The organism is Syntrophorhabdaceae bacterium (genome assembly GCA_035541755.1).
Lineage (GTDB): Bacteria > Desulfobacterota > Syntrophorhabdia > Syntrophorhabdales > Syntrophorhabdaceae > PNOF01.
This window is the reverse complement of record DATKMQ010000134.1, coordinates 1-17,671: the sequence shown is the minus strand read 5'-3', so window position 1 is coordinate 17,671 and position 17,671 is coordinate 1. Positions and strand designations below refer to the sequence as shown.

The 17,671-nt window shown below is 48.7% G+C and carries 14 protein-coding genes and 2 riboswitches; of the genes, 9 read left to right on the top strand and 5 right to left on the bottom strand.

Annotated features, from left to right (window positions below; genetic code table 11):
• On the top strand, nt 1–799 hold a 799-nt coding region (locus VMT62_13430), incomplete at its 5' end, for a sigma-70 family RNA polymerase sigma factor (protein HVN97425.1).
• A gap of 48 nt (nt 800–847) precedes the next feature.
• Nucleotides 848–1,261, top strand: a complete 414-nt coding sequence (locus VMT62_13425) for a hypothetical protein (protein ID HVN97424.1) — start codon at nt 848–850, stop codon at nt 1,259–1,261.
• Nucleotides 1,262–1,345: 84 nt separating this feature from the next.
• On the opposite strand, the gene VMT62_13420 is transcribed toward VMT62_13425, so the two are convergent.
• The 4 genes from VMT62_13420 to VMT62_13405 form a co-directional block, all read right to left on the bottom strand.
• The gene (locus VMT62_13420) at nt 1,346–1,618 is read right to left on the bottom strand and encodes a DUF2513 domain-containing protein (protein HVN97423.1); all 273 of its coding nucleotides are present in this window, start codon (nt 1,616–1,618) and stop codon (nt 1,346–1,348) included.
• Between the two features lie 852 nt (nt 1,619–2,470).
• On the bottom strand, nt 2,471–3,133 hold the full coding sequence (locus VMT62_13415) for a MarC family protein (GenBank protein ID HVN97422.1): 663 nt from the start codon (nt 3,131–3,133) through the stop codon (nt 2,471–2,473).
• A gap of 246 nt (nt 3,134–3,379) precedes the next feature.
• Nucleotides 3,380–6,400 (bottom strand): PAS domain S-box protein, encoded by a 3,021-nt coding sequence (locus tag VMT62_13410; GenBank protein HVN97421.1) that lies wholly within the window; start codon nt 6,398–6,400, stop codon nt 3,380–3,382.
• A 327-nt stretch (nt 6,401–6,727) separates the two neighbouring features.
• Nucleotides 6,728–7,567, bottom strand: coding sequence for a site-specific integrase (locus tag VMT62_13405; protein HVN97420.1), 840 nt, complete (start codon nt 7,565–7,567; stop codon nt 6,728–6,730).
• Between the two features lie 281 nt (nt 7,568–7,848).
• Here VMT62_13405 and VMT62_13400 point away from each other — a divergent pair, with 281 nt between their 5' ends.
• From VMT62_13400 to VMT62_13375, 6 genes are all read left to right on the top strand, one after another.
• A complete protein-coding gene (locus VMT62_13400; GenBank protein HVN97419.1) occupies nt 7,849–9,072 on the top strand; it encodes an MFS transporter in 1,224 nt (407 codons plus the stop codon).
• Nucleotides 9,073–9,385: 313 nt separating this feature from the next.
• Nucleotides 9,386–10,420, top strand: a complete 1,035-nt coding sequence (locus tag VMT62_13395; protein ID HVN97418.1) for a hypothetical protein — start codon at nt 9,386–9,388, stop codon at nt 10,418–10,420.
• A 71-nt stretch (nt 10,421–10,491) separates the two neighbouring features.
• Nucleotides 10,492–10,556: riboswitch (Fluoride riboswitch) on the top strand.
• A 52-nt stretch (nt 10,557–10,608) separates the two neighbouring features.
• A complete protein-coding gene (locus VMT62_13390; GenBank protein HVN97417.1) occupies nt 10,609–12,279 on the top strand; it encodes a dynamin family protein in 1,671 nt (556 codons plus the stop codon).
• Nucleotides 12,280–12,381: 102 nt separating this feature from the next.
• On the top strand, nt 12,382–13,074 hold the full coding sequence (locus tag VMT62_13385; protein ID HVN97416.1) for a hypothetical protein: 693 nt from the start codon (nt 12,382–12,384) through the stop codon (nt 13,072–13,074).
• A gap of 14 nt (nt 13,075–13,088) precedes the next feature.
• On the top strand, nt 13,089–14,087 hold the full coding sequence (locus tag VMT62_13380; GenBank protein ID HVN97415.1) for a GGGtGRT protein: 999 nt from the start codon (nt 13,089–13,091) through the stop codon (nt 14,085–14,087).
• A 146-nt stretch (nt 14,088–14,233) separates the two neighbouring features.
• Nucleotides 14,234–14,295: riboswitch (Fluoride riboswitch) on the top strand.
• Nucleotides 14,296–14,313: 18 nt separating this feature from the next.
• Nucleotides 14,314–15,516: a cation:proton antiporter gene (locus VMT62_13375; protein HVN97414.1), complete on the top strand. Its 1,203-nt coding sequence runs from the start codon at nt 14,314–14,316 to the stop codon at nt 15,514–15,516.
• Nucleotides 15,517–15,659: 143 nt separating this feature from the next.
• Here VMT62_13375 and dinB read toward each other — a convergent pair whose 3' ends face one another.
• Complete coding sequence (gene dinB, locus VMT62_13370; GenBank protein ID HVN97413.1) at nt 15,660–16,883, bottom strand: DNA polymerase IV; 1,224 nt, start codon at nt 16,881–16,883, stop codon at nt 15,660–15,662.
• A gap of 342 nt (nt 16,884–17,225) precedes the next feature.
• On the opposite strand from dinB, the gene VMT62_13365 reads away from it, so the two are divergent.
• Nucleotides 17,226–17,671: nitroreductase family protein (locus VMT62_13365; GenBank protein HVN97412.1), on the top strand; the 446-nt coding region annotated here is incomplete at its 3' end.

Here is a 17,671-nt window from a genome sequence, read left to right as displayed (position 1 = left end):
CGTCTTTGAGCATCAGGACTTGACGGCAGCTGAGAGACTCACGGTATCAAACCTCAGGCTTGTGGTTAAGATAGCCCTGGGTTATCACAATATATACCTCAATATTCTCGATCTTATTCAGGAAGGCAACGTTGGCCTCCTTCACGCGGTGAAAAGGTATAATCCTTATAAGGGGACAAAATTTTCTACCTACGCGTCATTCTGGATCAGAGCCTATATCCTGAAATACATAATGGATTCCTGGAGCCTAGTAAAGGTGGGCACCACGCAGGGTCAGCGAAAACTCTTCTATAGATTAAATGGCGAGAAACGAAGACTTGAAGCCCTTGGGATTTATCCCACGCCAAAAATTCTCGCAAAGAACTTCGGCTTAAAGGAACGGGAAGTGGAGGACATGGAGAAAAGGCTTACCCATAACGACATGCCGCTTGATGCCCCCGTCTGTGATGGAAGCAACGACACGTTTATGGATCAAATGAGCTCAGACGAGGACGTGGAGGAGATAGTTTCCGAGCGGCACGAATCAGAAACGGTATCAAGAATGATGGAGGAATTCAAGGCCACCCTGGACGACAGGGATCGTTACATATTTGATCATCGCATTGTAGCGGAGGAGCCGATGACCCTTAATGATCTGGGAAATAGTTTCCAGATTTCACGGGAACGGGTAAGGCAGGTAGAGACCCGTATAGTCAAAAGATTTAAGACTCATTTCCAAGGAAGCCTCGCAGATGTTGGTCTGCAAAATGCCAATGGAAGTGTTGGAACGACACAACAGGCAAGGCAGGCCCGTTTATAGCCTCATAACACTGAAGGCCAATCGACAATCGGCCAGGGGAACGATGAGATGACGACACAATCTTTACAGGAGAGCATTAAGATCACGCTTAGATTTCTTAAACAGGTATGCTGGCAATTGAAGGTAAAAGGAATCCTCAGTAAAGACCACTTCGTAGGCATGCTGGCGTTCCTAAGAGTCTTTGCGGACGATTACCATCATGAGAACGAACAAAACGTGATGGTCTCCACCGTGATGGCTGATGAAATTCCCAAAGAAGACCCCGTTATCACTACGCTCCATGAATATGCAATCGGTAGAAACTATCTCAGGGACATGAGCAAAGCTTTTGCCGCGTATATGACGGGAGATAGGTCTTCATCACAAGGCGTAATCCAAAATGCCCAGGCCTATATCTCATTAATGAACGGTTATATTGAAAAAGAGAGGAAGGCCTCATCTGTAGACCGCTTATCGCGATAAGAAAAGAACGGTTTAGGCGCGCGGGCTGACAAGACCGAAGTCGAACAGCAGCAAAGATTGGGTCAACTCTGTGTGACCACCCGCTTAAAAGAGCTTTTCATCCTTCTCAGAATCCAGGAAATCATAGCCCTTCCAGGTGAGCCCTGTAACGTCAAAGTCAGCGGAACTGCCCTTGAAAGTTTCTCCCTTGACGAAACCTTCTTCAATGAGAAGTTTGATGTGTTCACGGATGGTGGCCTCGTCGTAACCGGGAAACTTATTAACGCTGATCTTGTTGACGTTCGTGCAGGGCTTACCCGCAGGAGTCGCTTCAATCTCCTTCAATATAAGGCGTATTAGATCAAGATCACGTTTCATAGATGTAATATAAGTCCCGGAAAACATGTGTCAAGAGAGACAAGGATGTTTTTAATTGTTGAGCGTGCGAGGTTAGGCTCCGTTCCCACCCTGGGTGCGATAACGCGTGATGCATATACTGGGCTTGACAGCCTATTTCCCCGCTATATATTCCCATAGCGGTCTTCCAGGCGACCCGATAGGAGGAACCGCCATGACGATAAAGATTATTGGTTTAGTGGTGCTGGCCCTGGTAATGGTTCTTACCTCGCGGGGCTCTTTTACGTGGGCCCAGGTGCAGGGGACAGGGATCGTATATCCCGAAAGTGCGTAGGCAATAGCAGTTGCAGTCAGAAGCACATCAAGGCCTCAGACTATAGAGCCTCACCCAGAATCTTTTGCCGATAGATCTCGAAAGGACAGTATATTCCAGGAATCGTTTATAGCACAATAATCGCAATCCGATAACTCTGTTCTAAAGAGGCCGGCAAGGTTTAAACAATTCTTAAGGCCTACTCTTTCCCACACCCGCATGAGATCAACCTCTGAGAGCACCTGGGACACCTTTCCATATAACAGCCTTCGTGGTGGATACCACCGGGCATTACACTGCAGACAGGGCATCGCTCCCTTTCATCATTCCTGTACGGGACTCTTGGCAGATGTTCGCCGTCCTCAAAAGCGACGGAGTCCTTGGAACACGTTATTGTCCCCGGATCGTCCGTATCCCGTCCGCATCGTTTACAGTCGTTCATAAGGTATCAATTACCTCAAATGCGCCTGCGTAATAAAGACAATTCATGACTTTCATGCCCACTAACCATAAGTTCTATGCGTCTATTCCACCTAAACGTAAAGAATAGTCACTACCCCTTATAGCTTATACAAATGGATGGCTTCAAAAATGCCCTTTATGATGAATTGAACGGCTATCGATAGCAACATGAGCCCCATTATTCTCCTTGCTACCCTGGTACCGGTTCTTCCAAGGAAGGTAAGGATAGGCTTTGATCTTGAAAGTATTATGTAGGAAATCACAAAAACGAGGACAATAGTACCCAGCAAGATTATTCTGTTCTGAATGTTGCCGGCCGTATGGAAGAGCACTATTCCCGTAGTGAGCGCACCCGGACCCGTCAAAAGAGGGATGGCAAGAGGAATAACCGTTATTTCGTCCATTTCGGAACTGCTTTTCTCCTCGTCAGTGGAGGACTGGGTCCTTGTCCTGAGTCCCAGCAGCATCTCGATTGAAATGATCATGAGCAAGATACCACCGGCAATTGTGAAAGAGAACATCTCAATGTCGAGAAGACGAAAGAACAGATTACCCGTCACGGTCACTATGAGCAATGTGAGAGCGGCTACAATGGAGGCTTTCTTCATCATAGTCGTCTTCTCAGCTTCGCTAAATCTCTCGAGAAGCGTGACAAAGAGGGGTATGTTCCCCACTGCGTTCACGATCACAAAGAGGGATATGAAGGACTGGAGGAAAAAGGTGATGCTGCTGGATCGGATTATCGAGTGAATAACATCCATGCAGGAAATGTAAGCAGTTTCCTGGGAATTATAAACACTCGGGTGTATCGCTATCCGGGGCAAACCTGATCTGTCACCCCTGCCGCCATTGCGGGGGTTCAGAAAGGTATGGGGGCATTTAGTTCATCTCTTAATTCAAGCTTAGGGCATATCATAAAGAACTGAGGATTACGGGTTGAAACGTAGCATTACGATAAAATCAGCGGCTGCACGGCACCATAAAGACAAATGTCTTAGACGCTCTCATTATTCCCTCGCCTTTTGATCCAGCACGCGGCGGACCGCCTGGGCAAACTCCTCTCGTGCCATGGGTTTCATGAGGTATTCTTTGATACCCGCTTCCCGTGCTATGTCCGGAGAGACGGTCTCACTGTGACCGGTACAGAGGATAATGGGGATACCCGGTTTGATCTTGAGAAGCTCTTTAGAGAACTGAACTCCGGTCATAGAAGGCATGGTGTGATCGGTGATCACAAGATCAAACTGGGAAGGATCGGAAGAGAAGATACTCAGGGCCTGTTTGCTGTCAGTTACGGCGGTTACCTTATAACCCAGACGGGTAAGAGTAGTCCTGCCCCATTCGGTAAGCATGGGTTCGTCATCGATAAAGAGGACCCTCTCTGTGCCCTTCGCAGCCTGAGTGGTGTCGGCTTCATGGTTTAGAGCTGAAGCCTGAACCTTGGGGAGAAACACCTGGAAGGTGGAGCCTGATCCCGGTGTGCTCTCTACGGTGATCGTACCCTGGAGGTCTTTCACGATCCCGTATACTACCGCTAATCCCATGCCGGTGCCTTTACCCACTTCCCGTGTGGTAAAGAAGGGTTCAAAGACCCGTTTCATCACATCCGGTGTCATGCCGATACCCGTATCCTTTACCGTAAGCTGCACATACTCTCCGGGCATTACATCCAATTCCAGTACGGGGGACTCCGGTGTGAAGTCGATATCGGAGAGGGCAATCTCTAAGGTTCCTCCTCTCTCCTGCATGGCAAGGGAGGCGTTCGTGGCCAGGTTCATGAGGATCTGCTGCACTTCAACCGGAGAGGCGAGGATTGTATCGGAGCTTGCGGTGATGGCGAGGTCCATCTTAATCGTTGTGGGGATGGAAGCCCGTAAGAACTGGATAGTCTCTTTGATGAGGGGGGTAAGCGACAGAGGGGAACGATCGTAACTGCTTTTTCTGCTGAAGATGAGGATCTGCTTTATGAGGTCCCTTGCCCTCATTGATGACTTAAGGACATTCTGAAGGCTTCTTACTACCTCCGGGCGGTCCTGCGTATCTTCGACTGCCATCTCGGTAAACCCAATGATAGCGGCGAGCATGTTGTTGAAGTCATGGGCTATGCCTCCGGCTAAGGTACCGACTGCTTCCATCTTCTGGGACTGGCGAAGGGCATCTTCAAGCTGGGTCCGTTCATTTGTCTCTTTCTTCAGGTCCTCATAGGCGCTTCTGAGCTCCTCGGTTCGCTCCCCGACACATACCTCAAGGTCATCACGGGACCTGCGAAGTTCCTCCTCCATCCGCTTACGCTCGGTGATGTCATGGGAAATGGAACCGACGCCGAACGTCTTACCGTTTGCATCCACCAGCGGGAACTTGTTCGCTAAGAAAATATGGCGGCCGTCTTCAAGGTCGGCCACTTCCTCGATTTGCAGCGCCTGCCCCGTCTCGATCACCTTCATGTCGTGAGATCGCCAGTAGTCGGCTGTATCCTTTGGGGCGATGTCGTAGTCGGTTTTACCTTTTAGCTCCTCCCGCGTCATTCCGAGCATCTTTTCCAACCGGGTATTGATGGTAAGGAATTTCCCATCGAGGTCCTTGAGGAAAATAGCGGAAGGAGAGCCATCGATGACGTCCTGAAGGAGACGCTCTCTTTCCCGGAGCGCAACCTCGGCCTGTCTACGCTCGGTGATGTCGCGGAATACGAGGACAACACCCATGGTCTTTCCGTAACTGTCCCGTATGGGCGCGCCGCTATCGTCGATAGGGACTTCCGTGCCATCTTTTCTCACCAGGATAGTGTGATTGGCAAGGCCCACAATCATCCCTTCCCGGAGCACCTTCTCGACAGGATTTTCAACCTCCCGGCGGGTCTTTTCGTTGACGATGTGGAATACTTCTAGTATGGGCTTCATCCAGGCATCCGTGAGCTTCCAGCCGGTGAGTTCCTCAGCAATGGTATTCATGAAGGTAATCCTACCCGCATCGTCGGTGGCGATCACCGCGTCGCCGATGCTTGCCAGGGTGGTGGCCCAGCGTTGTTCGCTTTCTTTAAGTGACGTGTTGAGCTCGGATAGCTCTTCTGTCCTTTCCTTCTCTTCTCTCGATGTCGTCTTGCGCACAATCAATGACAGACCTATCAAGACGAAGAAGACAAGAGTTGCGATGAGTGAATTAGCTTTGAGGCGGGTGCGCCACCCTTGCAGCACCGAATCCACAGGGATACCGGTCGCTGCCAGGAGCGGCAACCTTTGTATCTTTCTGTATGCCAGAAGACGGCTGATACCGTCTATTGCACTGGATTCGTAAATCCCCGAAGGTGACTTGTCAAAAGGCATACTGAATAACTTGAGATGAAGGAAGGTCTTGCCGAGGTATTCATCCTGCATCGGTTGCCGGAGAATTAAAGCCCCGTCTGTACGGAAAACGGTGACCGTGCTGCCCTCGCCTATGTTGAGATTACGGAGGAAATTTGTGAAATCGTCGGTTTCGATTGCCGCGAGGACGATGCCCAGAAACTTTCCATCTTTCCCATTGAGGCGGCGGCTTATCGTGAAGCTATATTTCTTTGTGATCTTGCCTTTGACCATGGGTCCGATATAAAGCTCGATTCCTTTGTCTCTTTGGGGCACATAATATTCCCTTTCCGCGAAGCTCATCCGTTGGGAGGGATATTGCGTGGAATCCAGAAGGAGATTGGCTTTATCGTCCAGCAACCAGAGCGATCCGGCATCCGGCAAGCCTTTGGCGGCCTTTCGGAAGTCCTCCCATTCCTTTCGGGATGCAATAGTCGCCTTGATCCCTACCTCCTGAATTCTTTGCGCCCGGTTATCCAGGATTGCCTCGGTGGCGATAACCGTCCGTTTGACCCGCTCTTCCAGTGAGGTAGATGTTTGTTGCAGAACCAGTCGTGCACGTTCCAGCGTCCTATCATAGTCGAGCTTCGAGGTATACCAGAGGGTGAAAAGGTCAAGAAAAAACAAAAGAGAAAGGATCGATATGAGATAGACCTTGGAAGAAAATAAAGGTGGTGTTCGTTCCTTCATGAAGTACGGTCCATGGCCGAAAATTATATATCTTACTCGTTACCCCTCAGTCAAGGATATTTGACAATTGGGATGCGCGCGGGAGAACAGGGAAGGCCTGGCTACTAAAGTGACCTGCCGGTATAATTGGGAGGGAATTGACATGGATATCTTGTCCACGATTACCATCTGAAATTCGGCATTCCAGGGTATAAGATAAAAGTGTTGACTTCAGGAAGCAACATATAAAATGACGCATTCCCGGGACCGTGGAATCCGTTTCTGAAGAAGAAAGATGGTCCCCAAAGACCCTTAAGTTTCTACCCATAATCAATACGGGTTAGCCGGTCATTTTCCGTGAAGGATATCCATCCAGCGTATGGCCTCCTGGTCACTGACCTTGCCCAGATAGACCTGTGTTGTTTTTAAGTCCTGGTGCCGGAGTATTATTTTGGACACGATTTCTAACGGTACTCCGTTCCGGCTCGCATAGGTTGCAGAGTATCTCCTAAGGTCGTGGGGCGAGATGGCAACATTGAGCTTCGCTCCGAGCTTTTTTATAAAGGTCCTTGCCGTGGAATAGCAGATGGGGAATACACGGGTATCAGGAGAAAGACTCTTGCGTGTTATGTATTCGTTGAGCCGTCTCGCAACATGCTCCGGCATAAAGGCCACTTCTGCCTCGTTACCCGATTTTGGGCCTTTGATGGCAAGCCTTCTTTCCGAGACGTCCGATGCCCTGATATTGAGCAGTTCGCCGATCCTTAATCCGCAACGCGCAAGAAGTTCGAGCATCAATCTGTTTCTCTGGTTCTTGGTATTGTAAATCATCTCATCCACAAGTTCCTTTTCAAGGATTGTCCTCGGTGTCTGCCTTGGCATCCTGAATGTTTTCGAAAGCAGAGAAACGCTGCAGGGATTCTTGAGATCAGGGTTACATTTTTCAATGATGAAATTGAAAAAAGCCTTTAGCTGGGCATACCGTAACCTTCTGGTGGATTTTGCCAGACCTTTGGTCACATGTTCCAGGAAGTGGTAGATTTCGTCCGGTTTTATGGAATCGAGATGACGATCAGCGAAAAAGGCGTTTAAATGCTGTAATAGAGATCTGTAGCTCTCCGCAGTCCTTTTTCTATGGTTAGACTGCTGGTAAAACCCGAACAATGAAATTGCCTCCTTTGTGTTCATACATACCTCCATCAATAATAGGCCCTTGGGGACAAGAGGTAATATATGACGGAAATAGAAGGTCATTGGCGGTCATTCAGGGTAAATATGACGTTCCAGTTGTGAAATGTCACCTACAATCTTGTATAGGGCGTCCACCATTAATTCGATAATTACGGGTTGAAACAGCGTACAATGAGAAAATCGGTTACCACTCGTATTGAAGGCAAAACGGTTCACCGACTCTCTGTGGTCGTTAAGGAGTTGAGAAAGCCTTCTTCGGTGTGGGATACTATGACACCATGCAGAATCAAGGAAGTATTGCTGAACATAAAACAAGAAATCTATTCACCCGTGATTTTGTTCTCGGGTTTCTTGCATTATTCGCTTTTTTAGTTGCCAACTACGCTCTCCTTCCCACCCTTCCTATCTTTCTTACAAGGTTAGGTTCAAATGTGAGCGAAATAGGTGTACTCATCGGGATTTACGGAGCTTCATCGCTCGGCGCTAGACTCCTTGTAGGCAGCGCCCTGCTGAAGTACTCAGAAAAGAAGGTTATGATGTTTGGCGCTCTCCTATTTACCCTCACCTTCCTTGCCTCTATTGTGCTTCGCCCTTTTTGGCCTTTTTTCGCGATAAGGTTCATTCAGGGAGCCTCGTTCGCATTTCTGGATACGGCGGCCCTTGCGTGTGTCGTAAAACTTACCCCCTCAGCATATCGAGGACAAGGTATCGGCTATTTCCTGCTGGCGCCCAGTTTCGCTATGGTTATAGGCCCTACTTTGGGGATGCTTCTCATCAACCAGTATAGCTTCACTATTTTCTTTTTGGCCTGTACGGGCCTGTCGTTTTGTGCCTTCTTCTTTTCGTGGAAATTGAAAGCTCCGGAAACTATTACGCCTGACAAAAATACTCCCGCGAACATTAACCTTTTTCTTGACATGAAGATTATTACTCCGGGTTTGACTGGTTTCCTGCAAATGTTTGCCTTGGGAGCTACGATGGCTTTCTTTCCCCTTTATGCAATCCAGTGCGGAGTGACAAATCCGGGGTTGTTCTTTTCCGCGATTGCCATTATGATGGTCGCAGGTCGAGTCCTAGGAGGAAGGATCGCGGAAGCCTACAGCAAGGAAAGAATCATACTGGTATTTCTCTTTTTATTAATGATCGCTACGATCATACTCTCCTTTTCCAAAACTCTTCCCATGTTTATTTTTGTGGGTATGCTTCTGGGAATTGGAACTACCTTATTTCTTCCCGCATCCATGGCATATGCACTCGATTACGCGGGCTCTTCTGGTGGTACTGCTCTTGGGACAATACGGGCGCTTATGGACCTGGGAGCAGCCCTTGGGCCAATGGTTATGGGCATCATCATCCCATTCACGGGCTACCGGATAATGTTTCTCTGTTTGGCCCTTATATGTCTTGTCAACCCCTGTTATTTTCAATTCTATGTGAGAAAAAGAAAATGTGGCGCCAACAGTCTAAAGACACTACGATCTCTAAGGTCCTTTCACCGCTGAGGAACACGATTGCCATTTGAAAGCCCTCGCAAGAGGGCTCGTCAAGATCGTCGCTATGTTCTTGCCAGAGAAATATCGTCCCGTTAGTTGGACCTGTCTTTTCCCTGTCTCACTGGGGGGGTATATCCTTTGTTCCCCTGAAGACTTTCTCTTGTTCCAGACTGTTTCTCCATGCCTGACAATGTAAATTTGCATATGTCCTCCAGGCTGTTTGAAAGTACGTAAGATTCAAATGCATATTCAGTGCGCAATCGACAATTTTCTGCTATAGTTTGACACGATTGGCCAGATCTCATGCGGGAGGCTCGCTCGGATGGCAGAGAATATCGATTTTCGGGTAATAGAACAGAAGAGCACCTTCCTTCATCCCCAAAAAGGATCTGCTCGCACTGTAGAGACCTTCCAAGTGAGGGTAGACCCTCTTACAGGTCGAACAGGACACTTTTCTCATTTTGGTGCCATCAAATCTCAGAAGCTGGATCTCGAATCTTACGCGATACCCCGAATAAAAGGCTTCTGCCCTTTTTGTCTTGAAAATAGAGACAAGGCAACGCCAAAGTTCACGGAAGAAGTTGCACCTGAAGGCAGACCCGTGCGCAACGAGGCCTGTCTCATCCCCAATCTTTTTCCTTACGACATTCACAGTGGGGTTCTCATCGTGACAGATTCCCACGTTGTAGCCCTGGAAGATTTCACGAAGCAGAGGCTCACCGATGCCTTCTCGCTGGGCGCAGAGTTTCTCAAGTGGATCAAGATAATCGACCCTTCGCTTTCCTACCACCTCATGACATGGAACTACATGCCACCTTCAGGCGGCGGGCTCGTCCACCCTCACCAACAGTACCTTGCAACCACAACCCCTGGGAACCAGTACCTTGATGAGTTGAAGGCGTCAGAAACCTTCCACCATCGCTCCGCCTCGAGTTTTTGGTCCGAACTTATTGCGGAAGAGAAGCGAAGGGGGGAGCGATACATCGGGGCTATCGGAAGTTCTCACTGGATTTCCTCTTTTGTGTCCCTGGGCCTTCTCGGCGATGTTATGTGTGTTTTCCCGGACATCTTTTCGATTGCTGATTTTACAGATAGCGACGTACGCGATCTCGTTTCCGGGCTTTTGAATGTTTTCAAATACTTCACCGCTGCTACCATTTTCAGCTTTAATGCATCGTTTTTTTTCGGACCAGAAGGCCAGAACTGCTTTCCCTGTCATTTCAGGATAACGCCCCGGACGTTTCTCAACATGAGGGACTATGCTTCCGATCTGAACTTCTTCCAGGCCCTCCTCTCGGAACCGGTGAGCGTGGTGATGCCCGAGGATTTATGCGCTGCCCTTAAAGCCTATTTTTGATCTCCCGACCAAGAATCAAAAACAATTCTGGTTTTACTTCAAAATTGTAATGTTATCGTGACATGTGTTATTTTATTACAGGTGATGGGGTTCACCGTACAACCGCCCTCCCGGGGCTGATAACTCCTAACATATCGAGAAGCTTCTCTCAGATAAGGCACTCTGACAGTTTGCTTCCGGAGGAGTTGATGGACAATATCTCAACCGTTTCTGACCCCATCCGGAACCTAACCTTTCCCATCCTTGATACCATACAGAAGGTTTCACAAAAATACAGGATCACATCCCTCGCCCGACAGATAGAATCCTGCAAAGACTTGTTGGCAAAGAACCCCCTCATTGACGTGGCTATCCTGGGGCAATTCAAGGCAGGCAAGAGTTCTTTTCTCAACAGCATCATTGGCAAACAGGTTCTCCCTGTTGGAGCTATTCCGGTAACCACTGTCATCACCCGTCTGAGCTACGGGCAAAACGAGGGGGCAACCGTAACATTTCTTGACAACAGGCAATCACAGATTAACCTTGACGAGGTTGAACTTTTCATCTCCGAGGCAAAGAACCCTGCAAACGAGAAGAACGTGGAAGTGGTCGACATTGAACTGTCCCAGCTTCAATATTATGAGGGATTACGTCTTGTTGACACGCCGGGCCTGGGAAGCGTCTTCAAATACAATACGGAGATATCGCAGGAATGGCTTCCCGAGGTGGGCATGGCGATCGTTGCGATCAGTGCCGATAGACCGCTGTCAGAGAACGACCTGGAACTGATCAGTGACCTTACGGAACATACGCCAAAAGTCGTCCTGCTCCTGACAAAAGTGGACCTTCTTTCGTCCGAGCAGCAGAAAGAGGTGGTCCAGTTCTTTAAGAGCACACTGAAGCGGGAACTGAATAAAGACTTCCCTGTGTTGCTTTATTCCGTTGTCTCGGAAACTGAATTCTACAAGCGATTTGTTGACCAACTGCTGCTTTCCCTGTCCAGAAATCGCGGCAGTGAGTTTGAGGGCATACTGCGTCACAAGGTCAGATCTCTCGCTAGGAATACGCTCAGCTACCTCGATATAGCCCTGGAGACTTCCCGACAAGGTGACAGGGAAAGAGACATACTGAAGAAGCTTATTCTCGATGAAAAGGTCAATTATGACCTAATCCAGTCAGAGCTCGCTCTGATAGCCAGGGAGAACAAGCTCCAGACCCGCACCCTCATAGCGGCATATCTCGATACTGTCCACAGGGCACCTTTAACGAAAAAGCTCCGCAAAATCCTGTCGGAGGAGATGCCCGAATGGAAGGGGAACCTCTGGAGACTCACGAGAAGGTATGAACAGTGGCTTATGGACACCATGACGAAGGAAATGGATTCTCTGTCAAAAACGGAGTATAAACACTTTCTGGGTACGCTGAAGAAGGCCCATGCCAGTATTTCTCGGTCAGTGATGCTCTTTAGAAACCTCCTCGACAAAAATATCGAAAAGGTTCTGGGCATAACTCCATCCAGCATTGAATGGAATGTCACCGTCACAGAGCCGACCCACCCTGACATAGCCTTTGTGCATCCTTTCGATTTCCATTTTGATCTTCTCTGGTTCTTGATCCCCATGTGCATCTTCCGAAAGTTCTTTGAGACGCACTTTAAGAAATTGCTTCCGGGTATCGTCGAAGTCCATCTCTCCCGCCTAGCATACCAGTGGGAAACCCGGATCAATAAAACGATTGATGAGGTCAAGGAGCAGGCCATGGGATACGCGAGGGATGAGCTGGCGACAATCGACGCGCTGTTATCCAATATGGAACCACAGATGGAGAAGATCTCGGCCGAGATTGAAGAGTTGAAGGGGATGCTGGAACAGACAACATAAGGAGGCAACAAAACCTGGTATGAATTGTTTTAAAAGAAATATAGTTCCATACGACAGATACATACAGAGAAAGTATAAAATCACACAGGAGGATATTCTTTTATGATCTATTCACAGGAAATACAAAATATGTGTTCTGTAACAAAGGGGGCAAATCACGGCCCGGCACCAATACCACAGGAAGGCAAGTGGACCCGGGCAAAAGAAATAAAGGATATTTCCGCTTTTACACATGGGATTGGCTGGTGCGCTCCGCAACAGGGAGCATGTAAACTGAGCCTTAATGTCAAGGATGGAATTATCCAGGAAGCATTGATCGAGACAATCGGTTGCTCAGGCATGACCCATTCCGCCGCCATGTCCGCTGAAATACTGCCCGGAAAAACAATCCTTGAGGCATTGAATACAGATCTGGTGTGCGATGCGATTAATACGGCGATGAGGGAATTGTTCTTACAGATAACGTATGGAAGAAGCCAATCTGCTTTCTCGGAAGGTGGTCTGGCGATAGGGGCAGGACTGGAAGACCTGGGCAAGGGATTGAGAAGCCAGGTCGCCACTATGTATGGAACACTTGCCAAAGGGCCAAGATACCTTGAAATGGCTGAAGGTTATGTGACGAAGATTGCCCTGGATGATAATAGCGAAATAATCGGTTATCAATTCGTAAGCTTGGGAAGAATGATGGAGATGATAGCAAAGGGCATGGACGCTAACGAGGCGCTTAAAAAAGCTTCCGGTAAATATGGACGGGTTGATGAAGCTGCAAAATTAATTGACCCGAGACACGAATAAGGAGGATGAAAGATATGGCACTGTTTGAAAACTATGAAAGAAGAATTGAGCAAATTAATAAAACGCTAAATAAATATGGAATTGGTTCGATAGAGGAAGCCAAAAACATCTGTGCCCAGAAAGGGATAGACCCGTATAAGATCGCCAGGGAAATTCAGCCCATATGTTTTGAAAATGCAGGGTGGGCCTATGTCGTTGGTGCTTCTATCGCAATCAAAAAAGGTTGTACAAAAGCGGCAGATGCCGCCGAAGCGATTGGCGAGGGACTGCAGGCATTCTGCATCTCCGGTTCCGTTGCAGACGACAGGAAGGTGGGCCTGGGACATGGCAACCTGGCGGCTATGCTTTTAAGAGAAGATACCAAATGTTTTGCCTTTCTGGCAGGCCATGAATCTTTCGCCGCCGCCGAAGGCGCTATCGGCATTGCCAAATCGGCAAATAAAGTCAGGAAAGAACCCCTGCAGGTTGTATTGAATGGGCTGGGAAAGGATGCGGCACAGATTATTTCAAGAATAAACGGATTTACCTACGTAAAGACAAAATTCGATTACCACACAGGAAAACTTGAGATTGTGGAAAACCGGCCCTATTCAAAAGGTGAAAAAGCTGCGGTGAAATGCTATGGCGCCGATGATGTCCGGGAAGGCGTTGCCATTATGCATCACGAAAAGGTTGATGTTTCAATTACGGGAAATTCAACCAACCCAACACGGTTCCAGCACCCCGTTGCAGGCACATACAAAAAAGAATGCAATGAAGCAAAGAGAAAATATTTCTCTGTTGCGTCCGGCGGCGGCACAGGAAGGACCCTGCATCCCGACAATATGGCAGCAGGTCCCGCTTCATATGGAATGACGGACACAATGGGAAGGATGCACAGCGATGCGCAATTTGCTGGTTCATCTTCCGTGCCTGCTCATGTGGAAATGATGGGATTTTTAGGTATGGGCAACAATCCGATGGTTGGCGCAACGGTTGCCGTGGCGGTTGCAATTGAGCAGGCAGGCAGGTAAGAAACCCGAGCGCTTTCATCAGGATGTAGTTGACTTCTATTGGATTACTCGCGTACATAGAGAACAAGGTTAGTCAATGACGACAAATTGGCCTTAAAGTGAATTTGTATTGACACATTTTCTATGCTTGTGTATTTTTTCTAAACGATAAATCAGGTGATGGAGTTCACCTTTAACCGCCTTTGTTGCTGATGACTCCTACCGAATTTTGTATAAGGAGTTATCTATGCAAAGCGTTTATTTTGTTGCCGCATTTTGGTTCTTTGCCGCTGTTTTGTCCACTGTTCTGTCCAACCGCCTGAAAATATCGATTGCCCTCATGGAAATCATTGTCGGCACAATCATCGGTTTTGCGGCCTTCCATCTCGGCTGCTTTGACAATCTATCCCTCAATGCCGAGTGGCTCAAATTCTGTACAGGTGTTGGCGCTGTGTTGCTGACGTTTCTTGCGGGCGCGGAGCTTAATCCCGATACTATGAAATCAAAAATCAAGGAAGTATCCCTCATCGGAGTCATTGGATTTGCCGCCCCCTTCATCGGCTGCTTTTTAATTGCCTATTACCTCATTGGATGGAATACGCAAGCAAGTTTATTGTGTGGCATCGCCCTTTCCACAACCTCCATGGCGGTGGTTTATGCCGTTATGCTCGAATATGGCTTTAATAAAACCGAATATGGCAAAGGGATTCTGGGTGCATGCTTTATCAATGACCTGGGAACCGTCATCGCATTGGGTCTGATATTCGCGCCTTTCACTTACAAAACGGTGATATTCATTGCAGTAACGATTCTTTTGATTTTTACATTGCGTCCGATGACAGATTATCTCATCACGCGCTTCGCTCATAGAACAGCGGCCATTCGGGCAAAATGGGTGTTGTTTGTGTTACTGTCAATGGGTATGCTTGCTTTATGGTCGGGTAGCGAACCGGTTTTGCCCGCCTATGTCCTGGGGATGGTCTTGGCGAAAACCATGGAAAAGGACGGCCACTTTGTGAGGAGATTGAGAACGTTGACCGTCGGTTTTTTAACGCCGCTATATTTCTTGAGAGCTGGAGCTCTTGTATCCATGCCGGCGCTTGTCGGGGCACCGGTTGTCTTTCTTTTGCTTCTTGGCGGAAAGGTCGTCTCCAAGATATCCGGCCTGTATCCGGCCATCCATCGTTTCCGGGAGGATAAAAATGAAAAATGGTATTATACGCTGCTCATGTCGACCGGCCTCACATTCGGGACGATTTCAGCGCTTTATGGTCTATCCAATAATATCATCAACAAGGGACAGTATTCCTTGATTGTCGGTGTAGTAATTGCCAGCGCCGTGATACCGACGTTTATCGCAAACAAGTTCTTCTTACCCAGTCATTTACTTGAAGAACCCACTTGGGATGACCAGATTCCTGATGAAAGGGATATTGCAAATAAGCTATAATTCTCTGAAAAACGGGTAAAAATGGATTGCATTTCTACGAAGACGCTATTTTTCTGATAAGTGCGGATTACTGATTGAAAGGTTGCATAGCTGCAAGAATCATCGGGCACTCTCTTTCAGGAAGAAGCTGACAGAAATTGTATTCACCGACTGCCATCACTTTTCCTCACGCCGGACGGCCGCCACGAAGGGGAAATAACCCCATGAGTCTCTTCCTCGGTGGCGGCAGACGCCCAGGTGATCTTCCGGTCACCGAACTTCTCGTTTACCGTGTCCATCGCGTGGAGCAGGTCTTGCCGGTGCTTTGAGCCGGACTCACCAAAGAGTGAGGGCTGCGTACTGCTCCCGAAGGATGAGAGGCTCACCCCGAGAAGCCGTACGCTCGTGCGAAGACGTAAGGTATCGAGGATAGAGAGGGCCGCCTTGTAAATAATGCGGGTATCATTCGTATGATCGGACAGGGTCGTCTGCCTGGAGAACGTCTTGAAATCATTATACCGTATGGTGAGGGTGATTTTTCTGCCTTTAAAGCCGTATTTTCGTGCTCGGCGGCCAACCATCTCACTTAAGCGGAGGATCTCCCGTTCGATGTCTTGTCGCTTCCACATATCATGAGAAAAGGTCCTGCTGTGTCCTATGGACTTTGGATCAGGGGTGGTCGCCTCTATGGGGCGCTCAAGGAGTCCTTGACCTAAGGCCTTGAGCTCCGCGCCGAGGACCCCAAACCTTTTTGTGAGAAGAGACAGGGGGTGAGCACCCAATTGCCCGCAGGTCGTGATACCCATTAAGGATAGCTTCTCTTCCGTATGAGAGCCGATACCCCAGAGTTTTCTTACCGGCAGCGTATCGAGGACGGAAGGGACCTCGTCTTTATCAATCCATCTGAGACCATCCGGCTTTGCAATATCGCTTGCAAGCTTGGCGATCGGCACATTGGGGCCAATCCCTATGGTACAGGTTATACCAAGCTCTTGCTTAACCGTCTTCTTGATGGTTTTCGCGAGCTCGAGCGGGCCCCCGAATAAGTGATGGGACCTTGTGATATCGAGAAACATCTCATCGATGGAGTATGTTTCCACATCAGGGGTGAAGCGCTGACAGATCTCCTGTAGCCGGGCACAGACCTCATCATATTTTGTGAAGTTACCCACAACGAAGATAATGTGCGGGCAGAGCTTCTTGGCTTTCGCAGGTGTCATGCCTGTTTTTACGCCATAGGCTCGTGCCTCGTAGGAAGAGGTGGTGATGACGGTCCGCTCCCCGGCGCCGGTTACGGCAATGGGTTTACCCTGAAGAGCAGAGTTGACCTGCTGTTCCACGGATGCAAAGAAGGCGTCCATGTCGACGCAGAGGATAATCTTAGACACACTCTATTATAAGCTTTTTTGAAATTGAAAATCACCGTTCTCGGTCGTCTGACAATCTGCAGGGAAGCATGAACATATCTTAACCAAGACTTAACTCCCTCCTAACAGTAATCCCCTAAGCTATCTCACAGGGCTCAGCAGGGGAAACACTTTTATACCATGAGGCTTATATCCAACAGTATCTAACAAACTCAGCAGGTTAGGGACGGATCAGGCCGAGGTGCTGACAATTCTCATTCTTTTCGGTGCTTTTATGGAAAGACCGAGTCTGATGGTGGTAGAATGAATCAGGAAAAGATTCACTTTGCTGTCAACAGCACCATCACGTAAGGAGGAGACCTTATGAAGATCGTGAACCGAAGACAATTTCTCGAGACATCGCTCGCAGCCGGAGCACTCCTTTCGGCAGGCGGGCTCCTTCCGAGGTCAGCGTATCCCGCTGAGCCAGAGACTGCCCAGCCCCCGGGGCTCAAGACCACGGGCGGTAACGTGGTATTGAACGTCCTCCAGAAGAGAGCGTCCTCACGCGATTTCAGTCCGGAACCTATTCCGGCGCCAGTTCTCACAAATATGCTCTGGGCGGCTTTTGGTATCAACCGGCCGAATGGTCACCGGACCGCGCCCTCGGCCAACAACAGGCAGGATATCGATATCTATGTAACGACCGCGGAGGGCCTTTATCTGTACGACCCAAAAGGGAACGTGCTCACACGGATCATGACCGAGGATATCCGGGCACTTACGGGCACCCAGGCGTACGTGAAGGACGCGCCTGTGAACCTTGTCTA